This is a genomic window from Candidatus Flexifilum breve, from assembly GCF_016713355.1.
The window spans coordinates 301,277-320,129 of sequence record NZ_JADJPI010000007.1 but is presented as its reverse complement, the minus strand read 5'-3'; the positions used below and the strand labels follow the sequence as shown (position 1 = coordinate 320,129).

17 protein-coding genes are annotated in these 18,853 nt (G+C 63.2%); 4 read left to right on the top strand and 13 right to left on the bottom strand.

What is annotated here, in order from left to right:
* Positions 1–281 precede the first annotated feature (281 nt).
* From IPK17_RS06950 to IPK17_RS06940, 3 genes are all read left to right on the top strand, one after another.
* Positions 282–1,562, top strand: a complete 1,281-nt coding sequence (locus tag IPK17_RS06950) for an aminoglycoside 6-adenylyltransferase (RefSeq protein ID WP_343416953.1) — start codon at positions 282–284, stop codon at positions 1,560–1,562.
* A gap of 218 nt (positions 1,563–1,780) precedes the next feature.
* Complete coding sequence (locus IPK17_RS06945) at positions 1,781–2,728, top strand: type I phosphomannose isomerase catalytic subunit (protein WP_343416952.1); 948 nt, start codon at positions 1,781–1,783, stop codon at positions 2,726–2,728.
* A 452-nt stretch (positions 2,729–3,180) separates the two neighbouring features.
* Positions 3,181–4,068 (top strand): SDR family NAD(P)-dependent oxidoreductase, encoded by an 888-nt coding sequence (locus IPK17_RS06940; protein ID WP_343416951.1) that lies wholly within the window; start codon positions 3,181–3,183, stop codon positions 4,066–4,068.
* 31 nt (positions 4,069–4,099) lie between these two features.
* Here the strand turns inward: IPK17_RS06940 and IPK17_RS06935 are convergent, their stop codons facing one another.
* Complete coding sequence (locus IPK17_RS06935) at positions 4,100–4,522, bottom strand: macro domain-containing protein (RefSeq protein WP_343416950.1); 423 nt, start codon at positions 4,520–4,522, stop codon at positions 4,100–4,102.
* Between the two features lie 72 nt (positions 4,523–4,594).
* On the opposite strand from IPK17_RS06935, the gene IPK17_RS06930 reads away from it, so the two are divergent.
* Entirely contained in the window at positions 4,595–5,644 is a 1,050-nt protein-coding gene (locus IPK17_RS06930) for a hypothetical protein (protein ID WP_343416949.1), read from the top strand.
* Between the two features lie 51 nt (positions 5,645–5,695).
* On the opposite strand, the gene IPK17_RS06925 is transcribed toward IPK17_RS06930, so the two are convergent.
* The 12 genes from IPK17_RS06925 to IPK17_RS06870 form a co-directional block, all read right to left on the bottom strand.
* Complete coding sequence (locus tag IPK17_RS06925; RefSeq protein WP_343416948.1) at positions 5,696–6,337, bottom strand: hypothetical protein; 642 nt, start codon at positions 6,335–6,337, stop codon at positions 5,696–5,698.
* Between the two features lie 465 nt (positions 6,338–6,802).
* Positions 6,803–7,444: a hypothetical protein gene (locus IPK17_RS06920; protein WP_343416947.1), complete on the bottom strand. Its 642-nt coding sequence runs from the start codon at positions 7,442–7,444 to the stop codon at positions 6,803–6,805.
* An 879-nt stretch (positions 7,445–8,323) separates the two neighbouring features.
* Positions 8,324–9,883 carry a hypothetical protein gene (locus IPK17_RS06915; RefSeq protein ID WP_343416946.1) on the bottom strand — a complete coding sequence of 520 codons (1,560 nt, stop codon included), beginning with the start codon at positions 9,881–9,883 and terminating at the stop codon, positions 8,324–8,326.
* A 333-nt stretch (positions 9,884–10,216) separates the two neighbouring features.
* Positions 10,217–13,198, bottom strand: coding sequence for a PKD domain-containing protein (locus tag IPK17_RS06910; RefSeq protein WP_343416945.1), 2,982 nt, complete (start codon positions 13,196–13,198; stop codon positions 10,217–10,219).
* A gap of 162 nt (positions 13,199–13,360) precedes the next feature.
* Entirely contained in the window at positions 13,361–13,849 is a 489-nt protein-coding gene (locus IPK17_RS06905) for a toll/interleukin-1 receptor domain-containing protein (RefSeq protein ID WP_343416944.1), read from the bottom strand.
* Between the two features lie 406 nt (positions 13,850–14,255).
* Positions 14,256–14,924: a hypothetical protein gene (locus IPK17_RS06900; RefSeq protein WP_343416943.1), complete on the bottom strand. Its 669-nt coding sequence runs from the start codon at positions 14,922–14,924 to the stop codon at positions 14,256–14,258.
* Between the two features lie 76 nt (positions 14,925–15,000).
* Positions 15,001–15,771 carry a hypothetical protein gene (locus IPK17_RS06895; protein WP_343416942.1) on the bottom strand — a complete coding sequence of 257 codons (771 nt, stop codon included), beginning with the start codon at positions 15,769–15,771 and terminating at the stop codon, positions 15,001–15,003.
* Positions 15,772–15,817: 46 nt separating this feature from the next.
* Positions 15,818–16,030 carry a hypothetical protein gene (locus IPK17_RS06890; RefSeq protein ID WP_343416941.1) on the bottom strand — a complete coding sequence of 71 codons (213 nt, stop codon included), beginning with the start codon at positions 16,028–16,030 and terminating at the stop codon, positions 15,818–15,820.
* Positions 16,031–16,074: 44 nt separating this feature from the next.
* Positions 16,075–16,458, bottom strand: a complete 384-nt coding sequence (locus IPK17_RS06885) for a hypothetical protein (protein WP_343416940.1) — start codon at positions 16,456–16,458, stop codon at positions 16,075–16,077.
* Between the two features lie 98 nt (positions 16,459–16,556).
* A complete protein-coding gene (locus tag IPK17_RS06880; RefSeq protein ID WP_343416939.1) occupies positions 16,557–17,405 on the bottom strand; it encodes a hypothetical protein in 849 nt (282 codons plus the stop codon).
* Positions 17,406–17,541: 136 nt separating this feature from the next.
* Positions 17,542–17,976 carry a hypothetical protein gene (locus tag IPK17_RS06875; protein ID WP_343416938.1) on the bottom strand — a complete coding sequence of 145 codons (435 nt, stop codon included), beginning with the start codon at positions 17,974–17,976 and terminating at the stop codon, positions 17,542–17,544.
* A complete protein-coding gene (locus IPK17_RS06870; protein ID WP_343416937.1) occupies positions 17,973–18,803 on the bottom strand; it encodes a hypothetical protein in 831 nt (276 codons plus the stop codon). Before IPK17_RS06870 ends, IPK17_RS06875 begins: the two co-directional genes overlap by 4 nt.
* Positions 18,804–18,853: the final 50 nt, after the last annotated feature.

Below are 18,853 nucleotides of genomic sequence, written 5' to 3'. Positions count from 1 at the left end.
TGTTTACTCGGAACGACGAGGGTAGGCCATGGACAGGTCACAGATTTTTTACAGGCGCTCACACACTTTTTACAATTTCCGCGGCGAAGATTTACGGGTAGAGGGTAACGGTGCGGCCTAGGCGTCCAGGTGTTTCTTAAAGACACTCAGTGATCTGTCAGATAAACCGTGTATCATAGAAGGAGACAGATCGCCGGGGATCGTCAGGTCTGTTTGGAACGGGTTAGGCCAGCACGTCACCGCCTCACAGCCGCACGTAGACTCTTCGCTGCGGGAGCAAAATGGACATTGAATCACGTATTCAGGCATGGGCGCAGTCGCACCCCGCACTCCGCGCGGTGATCGTCGTTGGATCGCGCGCGCGCACCGAGCATCCGGCGGACGAATGGTCCGACCTCGATCTCTGCCTGTTCGCGACCGATGTTCAGCAGTTTGCTAACTCCGAGTTCTACCGCGCTTTTGGCGAGGTGTGGCTGTCTGCCTTCGAAACTATCAGTCAGGGCACAGAGCCGGAGTGGATCGTCATGTACGCGGGCGGGTTGAAGGTCGATTTCACCTTCATTCCCACCGATGCGGCAACCCTGTCGCTCGCGGAAGCGCTGGCGCGCGCGCCGCACACGGATACCTTTGCGCGCGGGCTGCGCGTGCTCGTGGACAAGTATCCGCGTACCGACCACACGCCACCCCTCACCCCGAGCGCCCCCCTGCCCGACGAAGCCGAATTCCTGAACACCATCAACCATTTTCTGATGGCGGCGCCCCGCGCCGTCAAATTCATCCGGCGCGGCGATCATTGGCGCGCGACGACGATCACCATGTTCCATATGCGTAAGCCTCTGCTGCGTCTGCTCGAATGGCACGCGCGCGCGCTGCACGGCGCTGATTACGATACGTGGTACGACGGCCGTTTCGTCGAAGACTGGGGCGATCCCCGCGCGGTGGTGGTGCTCAAAGACCTGTATGCAGACGACGACCCGGCGCACCGCGCGAAGGCGGCGCTCACACAGGTCCGCTTGTTCATGTGGCTGGCGCGGGAAATCGCCGATCTGCTCGGCTATGGACTGCCGCCGTACACTGAGGTGCTCCAGTGGATCGAAACGCAGGGCAAGCACGTGACCCTGCTGCCGACCGATACGCAGGTTTCAGCGGGCGGCGTGGTGTATCGACCGGGCGTGAATGGCATCGAAATCGCGATGGTGCGGGCGGGCAGCCGCTGGCAGCTCCCGAAAGGCACCATCGAAGACGGTGAAGACACCGAAACCACTGCGCGGCGCGAAGTCCGCGAAGAAGCGGGGCTGACAACTGAAGTCCTCGGCTTGATCGACCGCATCGAGTACTGGTATTACACGAGCGCGGGACGCGGCAAGAAACGCATCCACAAGTTCGTCTACTTCTACCTGATGCGCTACGTTTCCGGCGACACCGCCGACCACGATCACGAGGTCGATGAGGCGCGCTGGTTCCCGCTGGAGCAGGTGGAGGCGCTGGTGCCGTTCCGCGGCGAGGCAGCGATTCTCGCCAAGGCGCGCGCGCTGATCGCCGCCGATCATTCCACCACCTAGCCTTGGCTGTGTGCAGAGAGGAATGACGCCCGCAGCGCTGTACAAAGCTCGACTCAGAAACCATTCGAAAAATGTGTTGTTTTCGCTGGGGTAGGGGCAAGGCGCGCCTTGCCCCTACGAGAGAAATTGCGAATATTCAGATGGTCTCTCAGAATCACTCTGGGGCTGTGTCCCGCTCTGTATACCGAATGACTACTGGCTGCTAAAGGATTGATCACATGACCCAAACTCCACTGTACCCGCTGCTGATGAACCCCGCGCTGCACGTCAAAGTCTGGGGCGGGCGGCGGCTCGCCACGCTGATGGGCAAGCCGCTGCCCACCGCCGAGCCTTACGGCGAATCATGGGAAGTTCACGACACGGCGACCGTCGCCAATGGCCCGCTGGCGGGCAAAACGCTCGTTGCCGTGCTCAAGCAGTATGGGCACGATCTGGTGGGCGCAAAGAATGACCCCGCGGTCGGCTTCCCGCTGCTGGTCAAATTCCTCGACGCGACCGACTGGCTGTCGGTACAGGTGCATCCCAATGACGCGCAGGCGCAGCAGTACGACGGCGAACCGCGCGGCAAGACGGAGGCGTGGTACGTGCTGGCGGGCGAACCGGGATCGAAGCTGGTCTACGGGATGCAGGCGGGCACCAGCAAAGAGGAAATGGCGGCGGCGATCCGCGAAAACCGGCTCGAACCGCTGCTCAATTATGTCGAAGTGCAGCCGGGCGACGCGCTGTTCGTCTCGCCGGGAACGGTGCACGCGCTCGGGCCGGGGCTGGTGATCTACGAGATCCAGCAGTCGTCCGATCTAACCTATCGACTGTATGACTGGGGGCGGCTCGGGCTGGATGGTAAGCCGCGCGCCATGCACATCGATAAGGGGACAGCGGTCTCGATCACCGAGTACGCGCCGACCGTGCTGCGCGGCGCGGGCAACCGCGTGCTGGTCGAATGCGAATATTTCCGGACGACGACGCGCGCCTTCACGGGCGATGCGGTCGAATTCCCAACGAACGGCGCGTTCCACCTGCTCACGGTGATCGAAGGCGCGCTGATCGTCGAGGCGGCGGGCGTAAGTATCACCGTGCAGCACGGGCAGTCGGCGGTGATCCCGGCGGCGCTGACCACGTATACGGTCAGCGGGACGGGCAAGCTGCTCACGTCGTGGCAGCCGTAGCCCCTGAGCCAAAGCGTTCATCTTCAACTAACCTTACGATCAGCTTGTTCGCATTGTAATCTGGTCATATCAGCGCAGGGCAATGAGCTGGTCTAAAGTAGGTTCTCGAAATAAATCCACGAACGATGGTAGGGGCGCACCTACGTGTGCGCCCAAAACCGGGCAGACACATCGGTCTGCCCCGACACCGAGATTTCCGCGAACTTACTTAAATGCTGTATCCGGTAAATGGTCGAATATGGGTTTGTAGGGGCGCACGGCCGTGCGCCCCTACGAAAAAGCGCTTCCTTTTCTGCAATCAATTGCCGGACAGAGCACTTAAGCATTTGTCTGAAAGATAGAAAAACAGGACGAGATATGCAGTTCCCCCCCCCCCCCCCCCCCCCCGGACGAGGCATGCCTCGTCCTTTGGCCGACATTCGATTTTTGGCTTAGGGTTAGGGGCGGGCGGTATGAAGGACAAGATCGTACTGGTAACGGGCGGAACGGGCGGCATTGGCCAACAGACCGCCCTAGGCTTAGCGCGGCTCGGCGCGCACGTGATTATCACGGGGCGGGATGCTGCCCGCGGGGCAGCGGCGGTCGAGGCGATTCGGCAGCAGAGCGGGCAAGCGCGGGTTGATCTGCTGCTGGCGGACTTGGCTGAGCAGCGCGACGTGCGCGCTTTGGCCGAGCAGGTGCAGCAGCGCTACCCGCGCCTCGACGGGCTGATCAACAACGCGGGCGTGTTCAAGATGCAGCGCCAACTGACCAGCGACGGCATCGAAGCGACGTTCGCGGTCAATGTCCTCGCGCCGTTTCTGCTCACGCATCTGCTGCTGCCGATGCTGCAAGCCGCGCCCAGCGCCCGTGTGATCAATGTGACCGGGGGCAGCCCCGGCAAACTGGAACTGGATAACCTGCAGGGTGAACGCAAATACACGGGCTTTGGCCAGTATTCGCAGAGCAAAACGGCGATGATGGCGCTTGCCTACGAATTCGCGCAGCGGCTGCCGGGCTCGACCGTCAGCGTGAATGTGTGTTACCCCGGTCGCGCCACGACTCCGATGACCCGCGGCTTCCTGCCCAACAGCTCATCGCCCCTCCTGCGCGGGGTCTTCAGCCTTTTGCAGAACACCTTTTTCCGCGATGATGGTGGTAAATCCGCGGCCAAAGCCGCGCGCTCGTCGATCTATCTGGCGTCGGCGCCAGAGGTCGCCGGGGTGACTGGCGTGTACTTCGGCACCAAGAGTGAGCGGCTGGATTGGAAGCCGTCGATGACCGATTCCGTTAACCGGAAAGCCGTGTGGGCGCTGAGTGAGCAGCTGACGCAGCTTGTCTCGCCGCTGCCCAGCATCTAAGTCGCAGTCTGATCGTGGCGCGCCCGCGCCCCTACTCGTACACCGTGACAGGCAGCGCGACCTTGCCCAACCAGCGCTCAATCATCTGCTTGATTTCCTCTGAATCGCTGCGCGGCAGCACAATCGCCGCGCTGGTCACCCCATCCCGCTGATAATCCCGCGCCAGACTCAGCAGCACACTCTCCACATAGCGCAGGCGGGTTGCCCCGAAGGGCGATTCGCGAATCACCATGAATCCGAGCGCGGGCTGCGCGTCGTGCCAGTACCAGATCTGCCCTGCGCGGATCTGGTCGGCGCGGCACTGACGACTGAAGGCCGCGAACGCCGCCGGATAACGCGTGAACAAGGCGGTTTCTAAATTTCCGGTTTCAATGCGTCCCTGAGCATTCATGCCGAAGTATAATACATGTGCGGTCGTTTGAAGTGGATCACCAGAAGCATAGTCAATTGCCACTGCGCTGCGCCTTTCTATGAGACTGAGAGCTGGCGTGCTTATCGAGCGGATGCTCGGGAAATTAAATCTACCATGTCTACGCTTATTCCCGCATTTGATCCTGCCTGCATCAACATCCATGTGTCCATGAACCGGGTCGTCGTCGCGGATTTGCCCGGCATGCCGGAAAAACTGCGTGGCAAAACGGGCTACCAACTGCTGTCGGCGGAGGCGCTCGCCGCGCTCATCAAGCCGCACCGGGAGTCCCTGGGCATCCCCGCCGATGTCCCCGATTCTGATCTGCCGCGCCAGCTCGATCAAGTGCTGCTGCGGGGCTGGGGCGATCAAGTGCTGACGGTCACCTCGATTGCTTCGGCGTTTGCGTCGCGCCTCGCGTATCTGCTGGCGACGCTCAAACGCGGCGACGCGGTCAACCGGGCGGCGCGGCCCGAATGGGATGAGTCCTACTGGGCGCACTGGGCGAACATCAAAACGGTGATTTTGGGCGGCGGTCTCGCCAGCGGGATTCTCGGTGGGGTGGCCGCGCAGTTGACCGAAGAGACGATTTTGCCGAGTCTGGATGTGCACGATCTCCGCATCCAAACGTCGACCTTCGGCGCGCGCCTGCCGCTCTATGGCGTGGCGCGCCATGCCCCGGCGACCTGTCGCCGCGCGTACGTGCTCGATTTTGGCAATACATCAGCCAAACGAGGACGCGCGCTCTACACTGAAAGCGAACTGACCAGCATTGAAGAGCTTTCCTCGCTGCCGACGAAACCGCGTCAACCTGCCGACCTCTTCGAGTTCATGGTCGAGACGCTGGCCGATCCGCAGGTTGAGCATGACGGCGTGATTCGCGCGTGCATCGCCGCATACATGGACGACGATGGGCATGTGCAGCCCGGACAATTGGGGCTCTACGGTCCGCTCGCCACTGTGACCACGAATCTATCCGCCGATTTGAGCGCCGCGGTGAGCGCCAGGCTCGGGCGGACGGTCAATGTGCGCGTGTTCCACGATGGGACATCGGCAGGGGTCGTGTATGCGGGGGTGCCGCACTGCGCTGTGCTGATGATGGGGACGGCGCTCGGCATCGGCTACCCGCCCGCTACTAATGACGGGCTGTGGCGCCTGAAGGCGTAATTGGTTGGGATAGAGGATAGAGACGGGCAGAGCGCGCTGTCTGCCCGAAGTTTAGGTTTGCGGGTACTGCGGGAAGGCCAGCGGATCGGGCAGCACGTTGAGCCCGGCGCTGTTCAGCTCGACGCCGTTGATGGTGAGCTCGTGCAGCACGCGCGGCAGCATTTGCCGCATGTGATCCGATTGCGTCGCGGGCATGGTCACATTGATGACGACGAGGCGTTCGTGATCATTGGGCAGGCTGATGCCGATGACCATCGATTTAAAGCCCTGCGCACTGGTGATCAGATAGTAGGCGGCGGCGTGATCGCCCCACTGGAAGGCGGTCGGCGCGCTGACGGCCACATCACGCCCGGTATGTTCCGGGTTCGTGGCGACCTGTTCCAACACGCTCATCGCAAAATTGCCCTCGTTGCTGGGCGCGATCTCCAGATGATCGACCTCCGGCACGAAGATATAGATCATCGCGCCGCCAAGCGGTTCACCCGTGCCAATCGACATGGCATGTTCCGCGAGGAGTAAGCCGTCATTGTTATCCATCGTCCACCCGCTCGGCTGCCACACACCGACGGAGACCCGGTTCACATCAGCTTCAATCCACTGAGGGGCGGTGTCTGGGGTGGGGGTGACCAATTGCGAAGCCACGCCTGTGTTTTGCAGGTCGGAGGCCGTTGGGGCGGGCGGGGTTGACATCATTTCGCAAGCTGCCAAGAGCAGGCAAGCCACAAGTAACACACATTTCAACATCGTCTGTCCGGCATCTATCTCGATGTGCCGAGCTATATCTCGTACCTTATGAGATTAACATATTACCGGGCTGCCGCGGGGAATTGCTATGCAATTTCTCATGCGCTTGCTGAGGGAAGAGCTCGCCTAGGCCCGGCGGGTGGACGGGTCGCTGCGCGGAACGCCCCATGCGCTTGCTCATGGGACGTAAAAGCAAAACGCCCCTTGCGGGGCGGTCTGACGTCGGGCTGAGTGCCGCGGAATGAGCGATGAGCGGAAGCTGCCCCGCTTCCCCCACCCCTTCTCCGAAACCACAATTTTGGAGAAGGGGGCGTGCTGGGAGAGGGTAAAACCTAACCATGAAACTGTCCGCCTAGAGCGATAAGTCGCCTTCTGTGACTCCTCGCCCATTCCCCGGCACTCAGCGGATGGGGTTTACGCGCTGATAGCGGCGAGCAGCGCCTGATATTCTGGCGCGGTCATGAGGATGGCGGCGCAGGGGTGCGTGCCGTAGTGTTCGCCATTGTTATCGGCGTAGGGCGTCGGGTTGGCGAAGGGGAGAGCGTAGTACGCATCGGGGGTCTGTTCCGACCAGAACACATCAAACCAGCGTTCGCTACCATCTGCCATCGTGAAGGTGAGCGTGAGTTCCGGCATCACATCGTTCGTCCACGCAAAGCCGCCGTTTTCGTAGCCGACCCAGAAGGAATGATCCGAATTGATGTTCAGCACGGCTTGAATGGCCTGCGCGTCGAGATTGTAGTCGGTCCAGGTGGTCGTGTCGTAGCCCATGCCGGCGACCGGAACGCCGAACTGCGGGCAAATGTTGATCATTGGGGTGTTGGTCGGCGCCAGAAAGACAAAGCCGAAGAGCAGCGGCTGCGTCAGCAGCAGGAAGCGGCTGATCCACCCCTGCAGGTGGCGCTTCAACTGATGAAGCGTGGATGTCGGTTCGGGCTTCTCAATCGAGAGCGCGTTGAGAGTCGCCGTGCTGACGGGGGTGGCAGCCAGATGAATGGCAGAGATTTCGAGTTCGTTGAGGGCGGTGGTGAGGGCGGCACCCATCTGGTTGTTCACGGTGGTCTCTTTCAATTGATAAAGCATTAATTTATTGTGTGCCTAAAGTACTATATCAATTGTTTGGAGGTTTCAGGAAGTTGGTGAAATCTTGAACGGACTAACATTAAGTGAAGTTTAAAATATTCACAAAACTCCGGATATTTACGCTCAATACACTATTATCAAGTGAAGAACTATAAAAGTCAGTAAGTGCCACGAGACTGTAATTTCAGCATAATGCTCTCCGACTAAATGCTTAAAACATTGATAATTAGTTGATATATGCTTGACTTTAAGCCGCAATTAAACTCAATGAAGACACAAGGCTTAAGTTGTTTTGCTGCACTGGGACTTGAGAACTAGTTGCATTGTTTAAGAGTATTTAGATTGATTGAAAATCTAAACTCTATGGACGTGCAGCACGCGAGAAGTATATTGAGGTGTTAATGCTGTCTAAATGTGAATAACGTAAATCATGGGGCGTAGAGGTGACCTAACAGCGGGAGGGTCAATTGTCGGGACGAGGCATGAGGGGGTTCAAAAGGTCAGCTTTCGACCCCACCCCCTAACAGGGTAGATTTTTCATGTTTCCCCATCGAATACGTTTTTTCGCTGAGAATCTGTAGGGACGAGGCATGCGCCTATTTCACAATTGGACAGAATACTCAACCTCACCCTGCTTGCTGCGCAAGCCGTCCCTCTCCGAGGGGAAAGGGACACAACCCGCCGTGCCCTTGCCCCTCTCCAGAGGGCGAGGGGCGGTTGAGCGAAGCGAAACGGGGTGAGGTTAGCCAAAATACCGATTCTGAAATGACTTCATGCCTCGTCCCTCCGACTAAAAACCAGGCCCTGACAGCGGTTAGCACGCCCTCCCCCGGATCTCGTCCGCGCAGTGACTCAGGCGGTACGGCGCAGCCAATCGGACTGCAAATAGATGGTGCCGCCGTTTTGCTGCGTGAAGACGGCCAACCCGATCTGGTTGGCGTTGGCGAGGAACGCCGCCCGCGCGAAGCTTGTCAGCGGCGTCCAGTAAACGCCATCCAGACTCCATTTGTAGGTGAAGTTGGTGCCATCGTCGACCAACTGGAGATACAGGCTGGCGAACGTCACGCGCCCGATCTGCGCGGAGGCCACCGTCGCGCTGAAAACGGTCGCGCTCGTCCAGCGGTCGCACAGCAGCAGCAGCGCGTTGCTCGCCGACTGCCACGCGATGCTGTACATCTCAATTCTGCCCGTCGCGCTGTCACGGCGCGCGAGGCCGACACTGTAGTTGTTCGCGCCGCTCCAGAGCGGCAGGCTCGACCACCCGCGAATCGCTGCCTCCCACGTACACGGCGCGCCGGGATACGTCCGAAATACGCCGCGCACATTGCTGGACGAGGTCGACGGCACGTTGAGCAGCAGGCGCGACTTGCTCACGGTTGCCGCCGCGCTCCCCTGATTGACCCACGCCCATGCTCCGTCTAAGGTGCTGCCCGCGAATTCGTCGTCGGCGGCATTCGGCGCGACCGGCACCGCGTCGGGATGCGTCGCATAGCGCGGAATGGTCACGGCTCCGGCACCGGTCAGCACGGCGTCCGCCCCACTCGCGCTGACCGGTTGCCACGTCGCGTCGCCCCGGAGAAAGCGCGTTTCGTCGCCCGCGTCTGGCGCAGGCACGAGTCCCGCCTGCCCGGCAGCACTCGCCGTCGCTCCGGTCATGGTGGAGATCGACCACAGCCGCAGATCGATTATTCTGGCCGGATCGATGCTCGTCGCACCGTGCGCCAACTCGACCGCGCCGACCCAATACACCGCCGGATGCGCCGCTGTCACGGCGTGAAGATCCGCCGCGCCCGCGGCCGTCGGCAGCCCGTCGCTGATCAGCGCGACCGCCAGCCCGCGATCCGTTGTGAGCGCGGTCGTCACCGCCCGCGTCAAGGGGTGGATGCCGATCACCGCCAGAGCTTTGCGATTGGCCGTGCTGGTCGGCGTGAGTGTGATCAGCGTTGAGCCGTCCCACCAGCCGCCGCCGGGCAGCCACATCGGCAGGACGCGCACGGTCAGGCCGCCGCCCGCATCGGCGAACACGCCGCCCGGCAGCAGATCCCGCGCTGTCGTCGGCGTGGGCACGCTGGCGGGCAGCGCGGGCGTGTTGAGCGCCGCCGCAACCGCCCCGCCGAACGTCTGCGGGGCGAGCAGGCTGTGCACTTCGCGCACTTCATCCTCACGCGTCAGTTCGTTGAACTCTACCCATACAGGCGTGCCCCATTCCGCCCGTACGCGCAGATTTTTGACGCGCGTCGCCCCGCGTTCACCGTCGAAGCGCACCCAGACGGTGTCGGCGGGCAGGTCGGCACGTGGATCGGGATCGATGCTGCCGTCTGTGTTGTAGCGCCCCAGGTAGCCAATGCGCTTGCGCGTATAGGTCGGCTTGAGGGTCTTGAAGATGCTCAGGTTGCGGTCAAAGAGACTCATTTGCTTGCCTTTCGCTCACCTCACCCCGCGAGGGGCAACTGGCGTCAACCAGTAGAGTAAGGTTGATTGTGTTTCGTAGGGACGCAATTCATTGCGTCCGCTGCCAAATAAACCTCACCCCCGGCCCCTCTCCTAGAGGAGAGGGGAGACAGACAAGGGATTTTATGTAGGGACAAGGCCTGAAGTCATTTCAGAATCGGCACTTTGTCTAACCTCCCCCCGTTTCGCTGCGCTCAACCGCCCCTCGCCCTTGGGCGAGGGGCAAAAACCCTGGCCTCTCTTGTCCCTCTCCCCGCGGAGAGGGACGGCTGGCGTCAGCCAGCAGGGTGAGGTCTATCCCCCGCAAATGCCGACAATCGTCCCGCACCCGCTGATCGTCACGGCGTTGATTGTCCACGCGCCGTTGGCGTATTGGCACACGGCCAGCGCCCCGCCGTCGCCGTACAGGTAGATCGTCGCCCGGTTGACATAGTACGCCCCGCGGTAGAGCACGCCCGTCCCCGGTGCAACCAGCGTTGTCCAGATCGGCGCGGCGCTCAGGCCGTTGAATGACTGGAACACGCCCCACCGCTGACTCTGCGCGTGATAGCCGACCACGACCACCGCATTGGGATCGTCGTCGGCGACCGCGATAGCGCGCTGGGCGTGCCCGCCGCCGTAACCGATGCCGTAGCGGAGACCGCCCACCGTCGGCGTGATATCCGTGTGCGCCGCGCCGAGGCTGCGCCGAACGCCCGCGATCACGTTGCTGCCGATCAGCTCGATGTAACCGTGGAACACCACATCTGCCCGCCCCAGCGGCTTGACGATCCCCGCGATCGGCCACTGTCCCGCCGCCGTGCTCATCGTCCACGTTGCGCCATAATCGTTCGTCTGCCACAGGTGCGCGCCCGGCGGATTGCTCACCGCGTCCGCCGCGCTCACCAGCGCCGATCCGCCGCCGTCGGGGTGCAGCCACAGCCCCGGTTCCCACGTCGCCGCATTGTTTGGCAGGTTGCTGTCGTAGGTGGGCGGTAGACTGGCCTCCGCGTTCCACGTCGCGCCACCGTTAACCGTGCGGTAGACGTTCACGCCGCCCGTGTCGTAGTAGGCCGCTACCAGCGCCCAATCCGGATTGCCGCGCTCGGTCTGGAGCTGCACCTGCCGCGCCGCGATCACCGCCCCATCGGGATAGGCATACGTCGCGCCGAGCGTCCGCGCCCCGAACACATCGTCGAGGCTGCACGCCCCGCTCGTCGTCGCGAGGTAGCCATTGACCACGCCGCTCCCGTTGATATAGCGCGGGCTGTCAGCCCGCACGGCAAACGCGGCGAGCGTCCCGCTCAAGCTCAGGCTGTGTGCGCTGAAGGTCGGCGGCACGCCGTAGGGCAGGCGCTCGAAATCGGTGGTGATGTGCACTGCGCCATGCGTGCCGTCGAAGACCGCGAGTGTGCCGCTCCCGAAGCCGTTCGCGCCTTGTGGCTGCGTGAAACTCAGCAGCGACGGATACAGCACAGGAACATCACTTACCGCGCTGACGGTGCTGGCGGGCGTGTCGTCGACCGCGCCGCTCGCTGCTGTCTCCGCCCGCAGATCGAGCGTGGTGGTCGCCGTGCCGTCCGCGTAATCGACGCGCACACGCTGCGGGATCCAGCGGAACGCCGCCAGATCGACGCCGCGCAGATTGGCTATCCCGATGATTTGCACCCATTCGCGGTAAAACTGGAACAGATGCGCGTATCCGCCGAACAGCGTCAAGCGGACTTCGGGCGCGTGGTGCTGTTCGCCCGCCGCGTTGACGCACACACGATTCTCCCATGCGCCGCGCAAGGCACAGCGCGTCAGTAAATCCGCCGCGTCATCTACGATCAGCCGTTCGCTGATCGGGCTGGCGCTCCCCGTCCCCGGCGACGCGGGATAGCGCGCGAACGCGGGCTGTTGATTGCTGACCGTGAAGCCGCGCGCGCGGAAGGTCTCCAGCATCCGCCCGTGTTCCCGCCTGATTTCGTAGTCGAGCACATCGTCCGCCGACAGCGTGAGCGTCGTAGTGACGCCAACGCGCGCGCTCAGCGGCGTGAACTCCAGCCGCCGCGCCACTTCCAGCCGCCCCATTCGATCACACGTCAGCCGCGCATCCCGCGCATCGGCCAGCTCCATGACCTGCTCGTAGGGCGTCGACTTTTGCAGGTAGAAGGCGGGATACGCCGCGTCCGCGAAGCTGTCGAACACCAGATCGAACAGATGCAGCGCGTTAGTGTAGTCGCGCAGCAGTTGGATGATCGCCCGCTTGACCGTCAGCCCGCGCACCTCGTTCCAATTCGTCGGCGCGTCCACGCTGATCAGCGCCTTGCTGAAGCCGGGCAGCTCCGCCAACCGGGCCAGCGGCGACACCACCTCGAATTCGATCTGATCGCCGTCCGCATCCCCGCGCGACCGATCCCGGCGCAGGTAGCCCGCACACACGAGGTGTGATCGTCCCGCCGCCGCGCTGCCATTGGACTCGGCATCTGTCCACACGATCACCGGCGCGCCATCGGGGATCGCCGCGAGATCCGCATTCTCGAACAGGCCGAAGGTCGCGCGGAAGCCATCACGCGGGTCACCCTCCACACTCGACAGCGTGCAGTCGTACGGCGGATCGCCCCAGTCATGCACGCGAACGCGTAGATGCTGGGTCTCGCTGCGACCATTACTTGCATCAGTGACCGTGTGCGTCACGCGATAGCGTCCCGCCGCCGCGTAGCGCAGCACGGGATCGGCGCTGGTGGTCGTGCCGCTCACGAACGTTGCGCCCGGCGCAGTCCAGACGTGGGTCAGCGCCCCGCTCGAATCGGGATCGACCGCATACGATCCACTCCCTGTGAACGGGATATCGGTACCTATCCAGCCCGCCCACCAGCCGCCGCTCACTGCCACCGGGGCAGGATCGCTCGTCTGGTCGACATAGGCTGCACCATCGGGCGCGAAGGCCGCGTCGCCGCTCACCAGCTTGTCGGTCAGGGCGAAGTCGTCGTACACGGTGAGGGTATCGCCCGCCGCCGCGTTCACATCCGCGAACTCGCGCACAGGCAGGCTGGTCGCTGTGCTGCTCCCCGCGTAGCGCACCGAGAGCATCCCCTTCGCCGCGCCACCTGGCGACGTTATCACCACGCGCATCCCCGGCTGCACATCGGCGTGAGCGCCGCTCGTGAGCGCGTAGCTCAAGGCGAACGCGGGGAGCGTGGGCGTGGCGCTGAGCGTCCCGGTCAGCACGGGTGACCCGGTCAGCACCGAGACATAGACGCGTCCGCTGTGCCGCCCGCGCAGCGCGGGGAGGTTAGCTGTTTGATCGGGCATGGTGTGTCCTCAAAAATCAGTGGAATCAAAAACGCGCCTGTGCGGGCGCGTTCAGGGGCATACAAATCAACTGGAAGACGAAGCATATCTCGTCCCTACGCCAAACCCCCTTCTGTCGCCCCTCTCCGAATTCGGGGAGGGGCCGGGGGTGGGGTCAGACTTCTAATACGTCGCGTAACCAAGCGCGTTCAGCAGTTCGCTGATCGCTGTCTCGTATTCGCGCGCGCTTTCGCCCGTCACCGTGATCGCATGGCGTTCGCGCAGCGCGGCGGGACACGTCTCGTCCATTTCGCACCCGTGCCAGATCGAGATCAGCGTGCAGCTCGCTTCTGCCGCCCACTCGATCTCCTTCTGGACCCACTCTGATTGGAGCGTGTCTTTGCCGACGAGGCATACAAAATACTTGCTCTGCTCAATCGTGCCCTTGAGCCGCTCCCGCCAGCCTTCCCCGGCGACGATCAGCTTGTCCACAAACGGATTTGGATTACCTGCCAGCCGCAGCCGCGCTTCGACCAGAAGCGCGAGCGGACTGCTCTGGTCACGCTTGTAGGAGATGAAGACGCTCGGTGGCGCGCTCGGCTTTTCCAGCAGCCGCAGCGCCTTTTCGGTCAGCACGAATGTAAACCCTTTGTCGGGCATCCGGTCTGACATTTCTAAGTAACCGTAAGATTCCAAAAAGCGAACGAGATGGGAACTTCAAGTCCCATTTGCCAAACAATCGATCAGATTTATGGAAAACCCTTCCGGATATTGATAAAACCAGTTTTCACTCCCTGAAACACGATCTATATCGAATTCCGTCGACCACCATCCCTGTGCAACTCCATACGCGAGATCGCGGGCGAAAGCATGAACGCGTTCAATGGGATCAGTTGGCGCGGGCAGTTCGTGCGGGTTTTCCATGTGCATCACCAGTGGATGATTTACGGAAACATCCTCATTCTAAGTCAGTGTCCGCAACACGGCAAAACCGGACGAGGCATGCCTCGTCCCTACACAAATGTCCCTTCTGTCTCCCCTCCCTGAATTCGGGGAGGGGCCGGGGGTGGGGTCGGCGTTACACCCGCCGCCACGCGCCGACTCCATCGCTGACCAGATCGACGCGCTCCCCGTCCGCCGTCAGCGCGAGACTCGTCCCGCCGTTGAGCGTATCCGCGCCCGCCCGTTCGACCGTGAGCGTGCCCGCCGCGCCGATCTTGCTCACGCTGAGCACCGTGCGCGCCTGAATCGCGCTGGCGGCGGGCAGCGTCAGCGTGAACGAGCCGCCGCTCGTGTCGCCGTACACCAGTCGATCCGCCGCCGTCAGCGTGGCCGCGCTCGTTTTGGTGACGCTGTGCAGCGTCAGGTTCGCCAGCGGGAATACGATGTCGCGCAGCAGGCCGCCCGGCGCAATCTGAAAGCTCGCCTTTTCGATATATCCCAGGAACGGGCTGTAATATCCCAATTCGTCGATCAGCGTTAGGGATATCCGCTGGCTTGGCGTCGTGAACCCGCCGAACACCGCATTCACAAACGCGTTGAAATCCGCCCGTGCCAGCAGGTCGAAGGTCAGCGCGCCGTCGATGTGGCCGTCGTGCCGTGCCGCCCCGGAGAGCGCCCGCCGCCGCACCTTGCCCGTCAGCGGAATCGCCCGGTCGGGCAGGATGTGCGGGGGCAGCTTCGTCCATGTCTCCACGTTGATCAGATTGGCCGGGTTCGCGTCCGGCGCAATCGCAAAATAGGGCATGTGTGCTCCTCTCGGCCTCACCCCCAACCCCTCTCCCGTGGGAGAGGGGAGCTAAGCGCAGCGCAGCGGGGTGAGGCTAATACTCCGTATACCCCGCGCGGCGGAAATACTCGTTGAGGCGGCTGTCCACCTGCTGGCGGATCGCCGCCGGAGCAGTCGCGTTGACCGTCAGGTTGACGTTCCCGCTTGTGCCGAGCGTCCCGCCGGGGATCGCCCGCAAAATCGCCGCCATGAACTGCTGCCAACGGCTTTCCGCGATGCTCAAGCCAAAGCTGAGGATGTTCGTGAGGTTGCTCTGATGCGCCGCTTCCTGCTGTTCACGCCATGCCCCGCCGATCTGCGTCACGGCGAGCCGCGCCCGTTCCGCTCGACTCGCCGCCGCCGTGACTTCCGCTTCTTCGCGCCGCGTCGACGCCATGAGCACCGCGATCCGCTCGGCGTAGTGGCTGTCGAGCGCCCGACTCTGCCGATCCAGCGCCGTGTGCAGCCGCGCGAGATCGAGCTGTGCCGCTGCTTCCGCCGCCGCGAGTTGATCCGCCGCCGCGTTCCGCGCCTGATGCGCCGCTAAGGCGTCACGTTCGGCCACAGCGTCGGTTGTCAGCCGCCCGAAGCGCCGCTGAATCGCCGCGACTTCTGCCGCGCGTTCGCGCTCCAGCGCCGCCCGATCTTCCCCCGCCCGCCGGATGATCTCCGCACGCTGAGCCTCACGCCGTGCCTCGACGCGCACCACCTCCGCCGCGATCTTGGCGCGCCGCTGCGCGAGGCGTTCCTCGGCGGCGAAGGCCTCTTCGCGCGCCCCGACCTCCCGCGTGATCGCCGCGAACAGGTTGTCAGTCCGGTTTGCCATAGCTTTGCGCCTTTGCGTCTTCGCGTCTTTGCGTTGAATCTTGTCTTTAGTCTTTCATCTCTTTCGGCCTGCGCTCCATGTCCTCGAAGAAGCGCACGCCCTGCGCGAACCGCAGCAGTTCGTCGACGTACCCGGCGGGCAGCGCCAGCACCTCCAGCGGATTAGGCACGACGCGGAAGCCGCTCAACGCGAACAGCAGATAGCACTGTTCGAGCAGCGCCGCGTCCGTCCGAAACTCGCCCTCCGGCAGCGCCAGCACGAGATCGCCCGCCGTCCCTCGTGATCCGATCTGCCGCCAGCGTCCTACGAGGTCGGCACGCTGACGGCCTCCGCTTCCGGGTCGATCAACGGCTCCCGCGTGGCAAAATACGCCTCCCAGAACGCATCGACCAGCGCATCGCTCACCAGCAGCGTGAACGCGTTCCAGCGCCCCGGCAGATCGACCGGGCGTTCCTGCCAGTACTGGCGCAAGCGGATCCCGTCCTGATCATTCGCCTCGGCCACCTCGACATCGACCGTCGAGCCTTCCAGCATGACGAACGTGTGCTGCACCGTGTCCCAGCGGTCGCGCGGGATGATGTGCGCGAACTCCGCCGCCACTGACTGGTTGCGCAGCGTGGCGTACGGCATCAGCCACCACGTCACGCCGCCCGCCGTGTATTTGCGGGCCATCGCTTTGAGATTCATGTAAAGTCTCCGGGATACCCCTTTCCAACCCCTCTCCCAAGCGGGAGGGGGCTTCAAACGGTTGCTCCCCTCCCTGCCCGGAGGCGGGTGGGGTGAGGTTAAATGCTCTGGAATTCCGTCTCGAACACGCTCACGAACACATCCCCGTCCGCCGCCGCGTTGATCGTGACCGCGCCCGTCGCTGTGTTCACGCCCGTGACCTCGCTGTGCGCGTTCACGCCATTCTTCGTCCACACGTTGCGCGCTCCGGCATGCTCGCCCGACACGGGACGACAGCCGAGCGTGAAGCTCGTCGCGCCCACGCCCGCCTTGAACGTCGTCACGCTGATCGGCTTGGCGGTCACATAGCGCACGAACAGGTCGCTCGCCGCGCCGAGATCGGTGGCGCTGTACGGCAAACCGAAAAACGTGCGTTCCGCCCCGCTCACCGTGACCGTGTAGCGCGTGGGCAGCGGATTCTCGCCGCCGTCCTGACTCGCCGCACCCGCCGCCGCCTCGCTGATCTGCACGTTGGGGTACGCATACGTGATGTACTTGTTCACGCCCGCCGTCGTCTGGAAGCCGAGCGTGAGCAGCAGCATCCCCTGCGGCGGATCGGCGTGCAGCGCGTTTGGCGTGGTGACGCTGTTCGCGCTGGCGATGCTCGTATCGACCGCCGACCCGCTGATCAGCGCGTGAAACGCCTCGTCAAATGCCGACAGCGTGATCTCGAACGCGCCGATCTCGCTGATGCCCAACTGCCGCCGCCCCAAAATCTGCTGCCCGCCGCGAAACGTGGCGCTCTCGCGCTCAAAGGTCAGCGCGGACGCCTCCACCGGCGCGATCAGCTTGTGCGCGTGCGTCGTTTCGCCGTTCGCCAGTTCGCGCGCCGTCCCGGTCGGATACCCGTCTGCATCGCGCAGACAAAACAGCGCATGGTAAAACCCCGCGATATGTCCCGCCGTCATCGAACCCCCTTTGAGAAAGGCAAAGACTTAACGCAAAGGCGCGAAGACGCGAAGGCGCAAAGAAAGTTAGAAAGATCCTCCTTTGCGTCTTGGCGACCTTGCGTCTTTGCGTTGAGTCTTTATCTTTTCCTTGCTTTTACGTCGGTGTTATATAAGTGATTGCCAGCGGGAATTCGACGGCGGCGCGCTCCCCGAAGGCGATGATCCCGCTGTCCTCGCCGAGTGTGACTCGGGTCACGCCGTCCAGCGGCACGCCGTCCAGTTCCAGCCGCGGACGCGCCAGATAGGCCGCCGTCACCGCATCGATCAGGCTTTCCGCCTTGCGCTGAGCGCTCTCGGTTGGGATGCCCGCCATCCATGCCTCGACCACCAGCAGCAGCCGAAACACGCGCGTTTGCTCGTCGTGTCCCGCGCCGAGACGCCCGCTGTTCCGCGTGGAGCGCCCCGGCAGACACACCAGCAGCGGCAGCGCCGCCGCGTCGATTTGCTGCGGGAACGTCCGCCGCGCCTTCACCCCGCTGATCGTCCCGTTGATCGCGTGCAGGCGATCCATGATGGCCGTCACGCTCATCGAATCACCACCAGCGTCTTGCGGCGGTGATCCTCGAGCGCGCGCCGCACCAGCGGATCGAGATCGTCCACCAGCACCGTCGTCCCTGGATACACCGTCACCCGCCCGCCCACGCGATCCAGCGACTTGTAGGCGTAGGCGACCATCTCCGTGACCGCGTTCTGAATATCCGGCAGCACGTCGAACATGTGAATCGCCGCGCCCGCGCTGTGGCTCGCCGCCGTCGTGCCCAACTGCCCGCGCGCCAGCGTGATCGTTGTGGCGTCGCGTCCCGTCACGCGCAGCACTTCGTCGTCAATGCGCAGATAGTGCCCGATCTCGAACACCCCGGTCGCCCCCAGCGTCACCTGGATGGTGCCGCTCGTCAGGCCGTCGCCCGGCACGCTGAACCCGCTGGCGCGCCACGCCGTATCGTAGTGCGGTGTGTAGCCCCACCAGCCCGCCACACTGATCGCGCCCTGCGGATCGTCAGCATACGTGAACGTGATCCCCGCGCTCGACCGCAGCGTGATCCGCCACTTGGGATAGGCATTGAACGGGCGCAGCGCCACCGCCTCTATGGGGATCGACGTGCCGTCGCCATTCGTCAGCGCCGCCAGTTCGAGCAAATCCTCGTCGAGATCCAGTGCGTAGGGGCTGCGGAGCGGCATGTCGTAGTGCCGCACGGTATAGTAGGGTACACACACGCGCCCCGTCTCCCGCGCGAACTCCGCCGAGGCCGCCGCGATCAGCGTTTTGAGCAGTTCGTCATCCCCGGTCGCGTCCGCGCCCATGCGGCGCTGCGCCCGCACCCGCTCCAACGTCGTCAAGAGTGGTACATGCTGCATGTTCACCCCCAAGCGCTAAAGACTCAACGCAAAGACGCGAAGACGCAGAG